This is a genomic window from Novosphingobium colocasiae (genome assembly GCF_014652555.1).
GTDB lineage: Bacteria > Pseudomonadota > Alphaproteobacteria > Sphingomonadales > Sphingomonadaceae > Novosphingobium > Novosphingobium colocasiae.
Window position 1 is genome coordinate 1 of the sequence record NZ_BMZA01000035.1, and the last position, 10,574, is coordinate 10,574.

Genomic DNA, 10,574 nt, shown 5'->3' on the forward strand with positions numbered 1-10,574 from the left:
GCAATCGCTTACGCCACTCCCGCCAACCCTATCACCCGCCTCCGTGAATAAAACAGGCTAGTCATCTGGAACTGAAGTAAGCCTTATTATTGAGCGCTTCTGATTTCATGACGGGGTTAGAGGGATGGGGCGCGGTCGGCCTGTTGAGGCGTTGGCTCTGACGGCGCAGGAGCGTAGCTATTTGGAGCGGCAGGTAAGGCGCCATCACGTACCCGCTGTTGCTGGCCATCGCTCGCTCTGCACAACGCTGATCAAACACAAAGTTATGGGCGGGCGATCGCCAGCGACATGTCGCCCACAGTCAGCGCGCCAACGCCTCACCCGCCTCGGCCTTGCGGACAAGAAGCGCGGCCGGCTCTATCCCCGCCGCGCGCAGGCCCTCTACTATTTTGCTTAACCCAACTGTGTCCGCCCAGAACATCGGACCGCCGGTATATATCGGCCAATTATAGCCGAGGATCGCAGCGACATCGATGTCCGATGCGCGCAACGCAATCCCTTCCTCCAAAACTTTAGCACCTTCATTCACGACTGGATAAAGCAACTGGGCGACGATCTGCTCGGCGGACCGCGTTCCCTTGTTTTCGACGCCGAGGTCGCGCGACAAATCGGCCACAATCTTCGCGGCAACCGGCGACGGCGTCGCACATCGCTTTTCGTCATAGTCGTAAAAGCCGCCGTTCTGCTTCTGGCCAAGGCGGCCTAGCTTCACCAGCTCGCTGGGTATCGTCCGCTCGCTGCTTTCCCGACCGATCACGTCGAGACCCACGAGATCCAGCATGGCCAGCGGCCCCATCGCGAAGCCATAGCTTACCAACGCAGCATCGACGTCTTCCGGCGTCCCGCCTTCCAGCAGAACGTTCATCGCTCCGGCAGTGTAAGGGGTCATGATCCGATTTGCGATGAAGCCGAAACAGACACCACTCAAGACGGGGACTTTGCCAAGGCGCTTTCCGAGCGCCATTGCCGTGGCGATTGCCTCTTTAGAAGTTTTTTCTCCGCGCACAACTTCCAGCAAGCGCATAACGTTGGCCGGTGAGAAGAAATGCAGGCCGAGCACGTTCTGCGGCCGCGAGGTCACCGATGCGATCTCGTCGACGTCGAGGAACGAGGTGTTCGATGCGAGCAGCGCCCCCTGCTTGCAGATCTTGTCCAGCTTGCCGAAAACGTCCTTCTTTACGTCCATCTCTTCGAACACCGCTTCAATCACCAAATCAACCTCGGCGAGCGCCTCCAGGCCCAGCGCAGGCGTAATTAGCGCCATGCGCTGTTCGACCTGCCCTTGCGTCATGCGGCCCTTCTGGGCGGTGATCTCATAGTTACGTCGGATGACAGAAATGCCCCGGTCCAACGCTGCCTGGCTTGTCTCTACTAGTGTCACCGGCATGCCTATGTTCAGAAAGTTCATCGCAATCCCACCGCCCATGGTACCGGCACCGATTACGCCGACTTGGATGATGTCCACCTTGGGCGTCGCCGAGGGGACAGTGGGGATCTTCGTCGTTTCGCGCTCTGCGAAGAAATAGTAGCGCTGGGCTGCGGATTCACTACTAGCCATGAGCTCGTCGAACAGCTCGACCTCACGGACCAGACCTGCATCGAAATCGGCCGTTTCTGCAGCCGCCTGTACGGCCGCGACGATATTCGCCGGCGCCTTGAAGCCACGGAAGGCCCGCTTGTTCTTCTCCAAAAACGCCGCGTAAATCTCGGGCGTGCCACGCGCCGGCGCGATCTTGTCCTCGCGATCCCGGACCCGCACCAGCGGCGCAGCGCTCTCGAGGATTTGCCGCGCAAAAGCGATAGCGTCCTCGCGCAGCTTGCCCTCTTCGGCCAGAGCGTCGATCATGCCGAGTTCCTTAGCCTTCTTGGCCGGAACTGGCCGACCGGTGGTCATGATGTCGAGCGCGGCTTCGACACCGACGACGCGGGGGAGTCGCTGCGTTCCGCCGGCACCGGGAAGCAGCCCGAGATGCACTTCCGGAAGACCCACCTTGGCTGAGGGCACCGCTATCCGATAATGGCACACAAGCGCGGTTTCATAGCCACCGCCCAGCGCGGTGCCGTGGATCGCGGCAATCAGGGGCTTGGACGATCTTTCAAGCGCTGCCAGTACGACGCGGAGGTCTGGCTGCTGAAACGGCATTCCAAACTCCGAAATGTCGGCGCCTGCGAAGAAGGTCCGGCCGCCGCAGATGAGGACGATCGCCTGAACCCTATCGTCAGCTTCCAGCGTCTTGAAACCGTCAAAAATCGCCTTGCGGGTTTTGAACCCGAGCGCGTTCACCGGCGGATTGTCGATGGTCAAAACGCCGATGCCGCTTTCGATCATAATGGTTCCGACATCGCTCATATAGTCTCTCTCCTGTGTTGTCGCTGGGTGCTGGACACCCCAGAATATCGCTTCTGGTATGTTTGTTCAGGTTGACGGTGTGTCGCAACCTACTGCAGGGCCACATTTTTCTCTTTCGCCACTCGCGTCGCCGCAGCTTCCAATAGCCTGCTCGGTCGATGACCTTCTGTGATGCTTGTCTTCCCTTTTGCGCTGACACCTACTCGGCTGGAGTGTTCGAAAGTGCCATGATCCTGGTATGTGCCGTCGCTATCAGACCTTCCTTGAACTCCGGAGACCGTTGCAACTGGTCGTAGCTTTCTCGCACGTCCTTGAGCGCTGCGCCTTTGGTCGCCCCCAGCAGCAAGAGAAGAACCGCGTCCAAGGTCCGGTCAAGGAAAGCATCATCCGACAATTCGCCAAGGCCCCATTCGTGGACTTTGGCAAACTGGAGATTAGACAGGTCTATCAGCATCCGATCGACCTGGACGCCCCTTCGTAATTGCCGGCCAAGGCCCACCGCCTGGAGCCAGGGCCGCCACGATCGCGTGCCGATCTCCAGCATGACACGTCGGATGTCGGCATGGAGAGATGGCGAGAAATAGAGCGCTGCCACTGCGCGCAAATAGTTCGGAATTTCCTGGTTCCGCACGGTCGTCGTGACCTGGTGCGCAAGCGCGCCTTGGAAACTGCTCAGGCTTTCACCGATACCAATCTTGCTGTCAAAAGCCTCGAAATAGCCCTTGATCGCAAGGGCTATGATATTCTCTTTGCTGTCGAACGCATAATAAAGTGTGCGCGATGCGACCCCGGCCTTCTCACACAAATCCCGGATATTGAAGGCTTCAAGACCGCCGCGGCCTATCATTCTGCGGGCTTCGTCCAATATGCGCCGGCGACGCTCGAACATAGCCTGGCTGCTGTTCGTCATATTGCCGAGCGCGAAAATCTCCGTATCGTCCATAGCAACGTCCTAACAAGCAGCCGGACCCGGCGCCAGTGACAGCGAAAGGTTCGTATCGCAGTCATTCATTGGCCTGCGCGTGATCTACGAAACACGACCGCCGGGCGTTGGACTGGCACTTGCCAGCAACCTGTCGATTTGCCGCTGCTGGGCAGCGGCTTCCTTTTCCAGCATCGCCATGGTGCCGAGGTCAGCGTCATTGCACAGCCGTTTTGCCGCCGCGACAGCCGAACTGTCGCTTCTGGCCATAAGACCGGCCAGTTCGTGGGCCGCTTGCCATGGCGTCTCGTCAAGTTGTGTTGCCAGTCCGATATCCAACGCCTCTCGGCCTGAAACCTGCGCTGATGCCAGTATCATGCGCCGCAACTGGTCACTCCTGACTAGCTGCGGAAGCAGCGCGAACGCCCCCATGTCAGGGATCAGTCCCCAATGCACTTCCTTCAACATCAATTTCGCATCGGGATGGACAATCCTGATGTCAGCGCCAAGCGCCAACTGGAGGCCGCCGCCGATCGCTGAGCCATGGATGGCAGCGATCACTGGGACCGGCAAAGCCTGCCAGCCCATGACGCAGAATTGCGGCAAATTGGATTGTCCATGTGTCCGCCGCACGAGATCCCTGGGAATGCCGCTCGGAGGAATTCCAGCCTGGATTTCGGCAAACATGCCAAGATCCAGGCCGGCGCAGAAATCATTGCCTTCCCCTGAAAGCACTACAGCCCGGGCCGAAGACGAACCCACAAAGTCGATTGCGTCGGCTATGGCCCCGAACATCGCGCCGTCGAGCGCATTGCGTTTGGAGGCCCTCACCAGCCGGACATCTGCCACATCATGACTGATCTCGACACGGACGCGGCTCGCGAATGTCTGGGAGGGCTCCACGATGTTACAGCCGCTCGATAATGGTTACGTTCGCGATGCCACCGCCTTCGCACATGGTCTGAAGCCCGTAGCGCTTGTTTCGATTACGCAGGGCATGAACGAGCGTTGCCATCAGCTTGGTGCCCGAAGCGCCCAGAGGATGCCCCAGCGAGATGGCCCCGCCATTGACATTGAGCTTGCTCGGATCTGCGCCGATGTCCTTGAGCCATGCAAGCGGCACAGGCGCGAACGCTTCGTTGACTTCGTACAGGTCGATGTCATCGATCTTCATGCCGGCCCTGGCGAGCGCGCGACGCGTTGCCTCAATGGGTTCCTCAAGCATGATGACCGGATCGCCGGCCGTGACCGTTACATTATGTATGCGGGCCATGGGCGTAAGATTATGCCCCTTCAGCGCAGCTTCGTTGACGATCAGAACCGCGGACGAGCCGTCGCAGATCTGGCTGGCGTTGGCAGCGGTGATCATCCCGCCTTCTTCCAGCGTCCGAACCGACCCAATCGATTCGATCGTGGCATCGAAACGAATGCCTTCGTCGATCGTGTGAAGGGCCGGGCCTTCGGGAGTTTCGATCTCGACCGGAACAATCTCCGCCTCGAAGGCACCGGACTGGGCGGCTGCCGCACCACGCCGATGGCTTTCAAGCGCGAAGGCATCGAGCTGTTCGCGCGTGAACCCGTGCTTTTCCGCGATCATCTGCGCGCCGTGAAACTGGCTGAATTCGGCAACCTGAAAACGATCCAGCACGCGCTGGCTCCAGGGACCGGTCCCGATCCCGGCCTGAGCGTAGAGGTGGACGTTGGAGTACATCGGCATACGCGTCATGCTTTCCACGCCGGCTGCTATGATGACGTCCTGTGTGCCGGATAGCACCGCCTGAGCAGCGAACTGGACCGCTTGCTGCGAGGAACCGCATTGACGATCAATCGTGACGGCTGGCACCGTCTGGGGCAGTTTCGAGGCAAGCACCGCATTGCGGCCCAGTGCCGTCGATTGTTCGCCACCCTGCGTGACGCAGCCCATGATAACATCCTCGATCGCGGCGGGATCGATTCCCGTTCGGTCAAGCAATGCGTTCAGGCTCTGGGCAGCAAGATCATTGGGGTGCCATCCGGCGAGTTTACCATTTCGACGACCACCGGCCGTGCGCACAGCATCAACAATATAGGCTTCAGACATTCGATTGACCTTCCGATTTGAGTTCGACAATCACTGCGCGTAGCTCGGCCGCCGCTTCTCGAGAAAAGCGGCAATCCCCTCAGCAAAGTCCTCGCTTTGGGAGCATAGTACCTGGTTGCGATCTTCCATGGCGATGACTGCCTCGAGTCCGCTGGCATCGATCGCCTGATTGAGAGCGTTAAAGCATTCTGGCCTATCGAGCGTGACTTTGAGAAGAGGGCCATCGCGGCGGACGGACCGGCGAGCCTGGCTCTGCTCTTCGTTCAAGCTGCGGCACTCCGCCGGGCGACGACTTCCGGACGTTGCGCAAATTCCAGCATCCAGTCCAGCAGCGCCGGATTTGCCATGGCGTCACGGCTCACGACCTTCTCGGCCGGCATGCCCATCAGCAGCTTGCGGATCGGCACTTCCATCTTCTTGCCTGTAAGGGTGTAGGGGATCGCCGGCATGTGATGGACTTCGTCGGGCACATGACGTGGGCTTGCATCGTCACGTAGATGTCCAGCTATTGTTGCCTTCAACCCATCATCGAGAACCCTCCCCGCTTCGAGGGACACGAACATGGGCATGTAAAAACCGCCGTCAGGCGTTTCGCAACACACGACAAGACTATCGAGGATGCCCGGTATCTGTTCAACGACCCGATAGATCTCGGCCGTCCCGATCCGCACGCCAAACCGGTTCAGCGTGGAATCCGAGCGACCGTAGATATAGACGCCGCCTCTCGCATTGATCTTGGCGAGATCGCCATGCCGCCACACGCCCGGAAAAGTCGTGAAATAACTTTCATGATATCGCGAACCGTCCGCGTCCCCCCAGAAAAAGAGCGGCGCCGACGGCATCGGGCTGGTGATGACTAACTCGCCGACCTCATCAACGATCTCGTCGCCGTCTTCACTCCACACATGAGCGTCAATGCCAAGGCCGCGACATTGTATCTCTCCGGCATAGACAGGCAGTGATGGAAGGGCGGTGACAAAGCCGCTGCAGACCTCTGTCCCGCCAGACTGCGATGTCACCCAAAGGTCGTCACGGATCGTCTCGAAGAACCACTGGAAAGTCTCTGGTGTAGAGGGCGCGCCGCCAACGATGACGGACTCAAGGGCAGAGAGATCATAGAGCTCTCCGGGCCGCACACCAGCCTTCTTCATATTCTGAACCAGGGTGGGGCTGGCCCCAAAAGAGGTTGTACCGGTTTCGGCAGCCATGCGCCAGAGCATATCGACGCCGCCATGAACCGGACTTCCGTCGTACAAGACGGCCGACGCGCCAGTCACGAGTGCAGCCATGACGGAATTCCACATCATCCAGCCAGTGGTCGTGTAGAAGAACATCCTCTTGCCAGGCGACAGGTTGCAATGAAGCGACATCACCTTGAGATGTTCGGCCAATATACCTTGATGGCCGTGTGCGATGGCTTTGGGCACACCCGTGGTGCCCGACGAGAACAGGACCCACAGCGGATGCTCCGGTGCGACGCGCGTATACTCGAAGTCCGAACGGGCTACTGCGGGGCTTGCGAGCAGGTCTTGAAGATTGATGATCGGCACATCGGCTTCGATCTCCCGGTCGAGACCGAGATAGGGCAGCCAGATGAGCTTCTCCAGGCTGGGAAGGTGCGCGGCGATTGTCGCGACTTCAGACCTTCTGTCGAAGCTTCGGCCATTGAAGCTGTAACCGTCGGCGACAAAGGCGAATTTTGGCGCAATTTGCGCAAAGCGCTCGACTACCGTCTTGGCCCCGAATTCGGGAGCGGCTGCGGACCAGACCGCACCTATGGCGACCGTGGCAAGCATCGCTATGGCCGTCTCCGGGATATTGGGCATGTAGGACACGAGGCGGTCGCCCGGCACAACGCCCAGTTCGCGAAGACGTGTCGCCAAAATGCGAACCTTGCCGCCAAGCTCCTCCCAACTCATTGTGGCCAGCGGGCGCAATTCGGTAGAGTGGACTAACGCCGTTTCTCCAGGCGCAGCCTGACCTTCATGGCGAAGGAGATGTTCGGCATAGTTAACCCGGGTGCCATCGAACCAGCGTGTGGCCTCCAAGGTTGAACCCGTGCGAACCTTGTCTATTTCACCATCGCTGACGATGTTGAAAAACTCCCATATCGTCCGCCAGAACGCATCCAGTTCCGCTACCGACCATTGCCATAGCGAGTCATAATCTGCGAATGTCAGACCCTTTTCGCGGTCCAACCAATCCAAATATCGTGTAATCTGCGCCGCATCCTTGAATGCCTTGGAAGGGATCCAGAGCAACTCGCCCTCGCCAACCGATGCGCTGCCAACACTTTTCTGGGTCATCATGCTTTTTCCTGTTCGACCACAAATATTCTCGAGATGGCCGAGGCCCCCCAATCTCCACGCTAACCCGGTCGCCCGCCTGAAGAATCATGGGAGGGGGGCTTCATATCACCGCCCACGCCTCCGACCATTTCTGGAAGCGGCACAATTGTGTAGCCGACGACAATGCCGATTGCAGTCTGACCGTTCGAAGTGAAAAGCGCCAATTTCATGCTACTCCCCCGCTCCGCTTGCAGGCCTTTACAACTTCCCGAGGCTCCGCATTGATCAGGCAGTCAATAACAGACGTTTTTTCTCAGGTGCCAGCGATTGCGCGCATGCGCGGCCACTTGGAGACGGCGCTGCGCGACTTTCGGGGTGCACCTCGCTCTCGATCTTGAGGGCTTCGATTAGCGTGAGATCCTTTCCAAAAATCAGGTCATTGGGACTCATGCCGGGCCTCTCGTGCTTTTACGTGTCCAAGCCTAATTTTGTACGAACAAGATTGCAAGTCGTGTTTGATTTATCGGCACCGGATATTCAGTATAATTGAATATTATCAATTGGATAGATTCAGCGCTGCGATCAGGCGCGATGGCATAATAATCTACCTTATTGCCACATGTAGCGCTTCACGTTATCGACACGGCTAGAACCGCGTGCCTGAATCGGGCCTCCCCCGACAGTTTTGCGAACGGAGAGATTAGATGCCGACGCCCGTGATTAACGTGCCTACACCTGAATATATGGCCGACGAAGAGTTTGCGATGTTCGGCGACAGCGTTGGCAAATTCCTCGATAGCGAAGCGCCTGCCGAAACCCTCACCAAGTGGCGGGAGGCCGGCATCGTCCCTCGCTCGTTCTGGGAGAAGGCAGGCGCGGCAGGTCTGTTGGGGCTGTCCACCGCTGCGGAATATGGCGGTCAGGGTGGAGATTTCCGTCACGAAGCGGTGCTGATGTACGAAATCGGCGTGCGAGGTTTCGAAGGATGGGATGTCACGCTGCATAATGCGATCGTGGCGCCCTATATCGAAGCTTATGGCACAGAAGAACAGAAGCAGACCTGGCTTCCCAAGATTGCAACCGGCAAAGTTATCACGGCCATAGCCATGACCGAGCCGGGAATGGGATCGGATTTGCAGGGCGTGAAGACAACTGCGCGCAAGGACGGCAATCACTATGTGATCAATGGTTCGAAGACCTTCATCACCAATGGCCAGAATGCCAACCTCATCCTCGTTGTCGCCAAGACCGACGCCAAGGCCGGAGCGAGGGGTACATCATTGATACTCGTAGATACCAATGATGCCGAAGGCTTCGAGCGCGGGCGGAATCTGGATAAAATCGGCCGAAGTATGGCCGACACGTCCGAACTGTTCTTCAATGACCTGCGGGTTCCTACGGCAAATCTCCTCGGACTCGATGAAGGGCAAGGCTTCATACAATTGATGGAGAAGCTGCCTCAGGAGCGCCTGATTCTCGCTGTTCAAGGCGTCGCAGCAATGGAATATGCTCTTCGGGTGACTATTGATTATGTCAAGGAGCGCCAGGCGTTCGGAAAGGCAATCATCGATTTCCAGAATACTCAATTTAAACTGGCCGAACTGAAGACTGAGCTGACAGTTGCCCGGGTATTCGTGGATCATTGCGTTGGACTGCACCTGCAGGGCAAGCTCGATAGCCCTACAGCATCCATGGCCAAATATTGGGTTTCGGAAAAACACTGCAAGCTAGTCGACGAGTGCCTGCAATTGCATGGTGGCTATGGATATATGAATGAGTATCCCATTGCCGTCGCGTATAAGGATGCCCGGGTAAACCGCATTTATGGAGGTACGAGCGAGATCATGAAACTGATGATCGCACGTACACTGTAGGTATTGGGATGGACATTTCGTCTTTGTTTGACGTGCGCGGCCGCAGCGCGCTGGTCACAGGTGGGTCCCTGGGCATCGGCGCGATGATCGCGGAAGGGCTGGTGCGCGCCGGTGTCAACGTCTGGATCTGCTCGCGAAAGGCTGCTGATATTGCGGCTACACGCGACAGGCTGTCGGAATGGGGCACCTGTCACGCACTGGCGGCGGACCTTTCGCAGGACGCGGGAATAGAGGCGGTTGTCCGATCGCTGGGTGATCAGCCGCTAGACATACTCGTCAACAATGCCGGAGCCAGTTGGGCTGCGCCGATCGAAGCGTATCCTCGCGCAGGGTTCGACAAGGTACTCAATCTCAATGTGACCGCGCCGTTTTTGCTCATCCAGAGGCTGTTGCCAAATCTGCGCGGAGCGACGTCGCCCGAAGCTCCTGCCCGGATCATAAATATCGCCTCGATAGATGGGCTTCGCCCCCCGTCACTGGACAGTTTCGCCTACTCTGCCAGCAAGGCGGGCATGATCATGTTGACCCGTCACCTTGCGAAAGCTCTTGCCACCGATGGCATAACGGTAAACGCCATTGCTCCTGGTATCTTCCAGTCGAAGATGACAGCATTCTGGTTCGATGAACACCACCCTGAGCATGTGGCGCGGCCTTCGATCCCGCTCGGAGATCGACCGGGCACACCTGAAGATATAGCCGGAGCTGTACTCTATCTTGCCTCACGTGCGGGCAGGCATGTAACAGGCGCCATCCTGCCCGTGTCGGGCGGCGAAGCTACGATAGACTGATGCGCGCCTTGCTCCGCATCGCACAGGCGGCTCGACGGCGCTGACGGCAGTGCGAGCCGTCGGATCGACCGTGTTACTGTCGACATCGACGCGGCCAACGTCGAGGAAGCGTGAAAGTCCGTCCGTCCCAGTGGGTGAGTGTGTAACGGATCGCTTCGCCGAGATTGGCGCTGTAGCTTACTTGGTGATTCCTGGCTTGAAGGTGACCTAACCCGGGTTATTCACGAGCCCGCCGCTCTGGTGTGTCCCGAGCTCGATCGGTGTTTGGCGGC

At 58.3% G+C, this 10,574-nt stretch carries 8 protein-coding genes; 2 read left to right on the forward strand and 6 right to left on the reverse strand.

The genetic code is table 11. The annotated features are described in order from the left end of the window. Nucleotides 1–301: 301 nt before the first annotated feature. The 6 genes from IE122_RS17640 to IE122_RS17665 form a co-directional block, all read right to left on the reverse strand. Entirely contained in the window at nt 302–2,350 is a 2,049-nt protein-coding gene (locus tag IE122_RS17640; protein WP_189622559.1) for a 3-hydroxyacyl-CoA dehydrogenase NAD-binding domain-containing protein, read from the reverse strand. A 199-nt stretch (nt 2,351–2,549) separates the two neighbouring features. Beyond that, nucleotides 2,550–3,293: a TetR/AcrR family transcriptional regulator gene (locus IE122_RS17645; protein WP_189622560.1), complete on the reverse strand. Its 744-nt coding sequence runs from the start codon at nt 3,291–3,293 to the stop codon at nt 2,550–2,552. 84 nt (nt 3,294–3,377) lie between these two features. Beyond that, the gene (locus IE122_RS17650; protein WP_189622561.1) at nt 3,378–4,175 is read right to left on the reverse strand and encodes a crotonase/enoyl-CoA hydratase family protein; all 798 of its coding nucleotides are present in this window, start codon (nt 4,173–4,175) and stop codon (nt 3,378–3,380) included. Nucleotides 4,176–4,179: 4 nt separating this feature from the next. After that, nucleotides 4,180–5,352, reverse strand: a complete 1,173-nt coding sequence (locus IE122_RS17655; protein ID WP_189622562.1) for an acetyl-CoA C-acetyltransferase — start codon at nt 5,350–5,352, stop codon at nt 4,180–4,182. A gap of 30 nt (nt 5,353–5,382) precedes the next feature. After that, a complete protein-coding gene (locus IE122_RS18445) occupies nt 5,383–5,619 on the reverse strand; it encodes a Clp protease/crotonase-like domain-containing protein (RefSeq protein ID WP_229814368.1) in 237 nt (78 codons plus the stop codon). Then, nucleotides 5,616–7,661, reverse strand: coding sequence for an acetoacetate--CoA ligase (locus IE122_RS17665; protein WP_229814370.1), 2,046 nt, complete (start codon nt 7,659–7,661; stop codon nt 5,616–5,618). Before IE122_RS17665 ends, IE122_RS18445 begins: the two co-directional genes overlap by 4 nt. A gap of 683 nt (nt 7,662–8,344) precedes the next feature. Here IE122_RS17665 and IE122_RS17670 point away from each other — a divergent pair. Then, nucleotides 8,345–9,514 (forward strand): acyl-CoA dehydrogenase family protein, encoded by a 1,170-nt coding sequence (locus tag IE122_RS17670; RefSeq protein ID WP_189622563.1) that lies wholly within the window; start codon nt 8,345–8,347, stop codon nt 9,512–9,514. An 8-nt stretch (nt 9,515–9,522) separates the two neighbouring features. Continuing rightward, entirely contained in the window at nt 9,523–10,302 is a 780-nt protein-coding gene (locus tag IE122_RS17675; RefSeq protein WP_229814372.1) for an SDR family NAD(P)-dependent oxidoreductase, read from the forward strand. Nucleotides 10,303–10,574: the final 272 nt, after the last annotated feature.